The organism is Pseudoalteromonas haloplanktis ATCC 14393 (assembly GCF_000238355.1).
In the GTDB taxonomy this organism is placed as follows: Bacteria; Pseudomonadota; Gammaproteobacteria; order Enterobacterales; family Alteromonadaceae; genus Pseudoalteromonas; species Pseudoalteromonas haloplanktis.
On sequence record NZ_AHCA01000047.1, the window covers coordinates 1 to 878 of the forward strand.

At 40.0% G+C, this 878-nt stretch carries 1 protein-coding gene; it reads left to right on the top strand.

Going from position 1 to position 878, the window contains the following annotated elements; all coding sequences use genetic code 11:
- Window positions 1–36: 36 nt before the first annotated feature.
- Window positions 37–878, top strand: an 842-nt coding sequence (locus tag PHAL_RS23470) for a TonB-dependent receptor domain-containing protein (RefSeq protein WP_237405614.1), incomplete at its 3' end; no start/stop codon positions are given.

Sequence of the window (878 nt, forward strand, 5' to 3'; positions counted from 1 at the left end):
TTTGACGTGGAGCAGACTATATCTTCAGCTTACTTCATGACTGATATTTATGGGGATATAGGTAATGTACCTTGGCGAGGTAACGTTGGTATGCGTTATGTGTATACTAATAATGATTTTGATGGCATTAAGCGAGATCGCGAAGCTGGTGACATTTTAGTGCCAACTAAACTTAGCGACGACTATGATCACTGGTTACCTTCACTTAACTTATCGTTTGAATTAACGGAAGATCTTGTATTTCGAACTGCTTATAGTAAAGGGTTTGTGCGTCCAAACTTACGTGTAATGACGCCTACTACAGATGTGAGTGGTGGTAATACAAATGTTAAAGTAGATAAGCCAGCCAGTTTTGTTAAACCGTATGATGCTGATAACTATGATTTATCACTTGAGTGGTATAACCGTGATGGTAGTGCAATCTCTGTTGGTCTGTTCCGTAAAGAATTAACAGGTTTCTTTGAAGACAGAGACACATGCCCTGAAGGTGATGCTTTAGTGATAGATGCGTTAGGCAGCGATGTGGTTCGTGAAGACAACCCTGCAACGGGTGGTTTTACTTGTACACAAGTTGAACCGTACTTAGGTGATGATGGTACAGAGTACTATCGCTCTGTACGGGTTGTTGAAAAGTATAACGACAGTGACACAATTGAACTGACTGGTGTTGAATTGGCAATTCAGCAGAAGCTAGACTTTTTATCATACCCGTGGAATGGCTTCGGTGGTGTGTTTAACTATACCTATATCGATCAAGATGGCACAGAAGATAGTACGTTATATGCAGTGGCACCTCAGTCATTTAACGTAATTGGTTACTATGAGAATGATGGATTTAGTTTTAGACTTGCATATAACTGGAAAGATGACTCCTATTT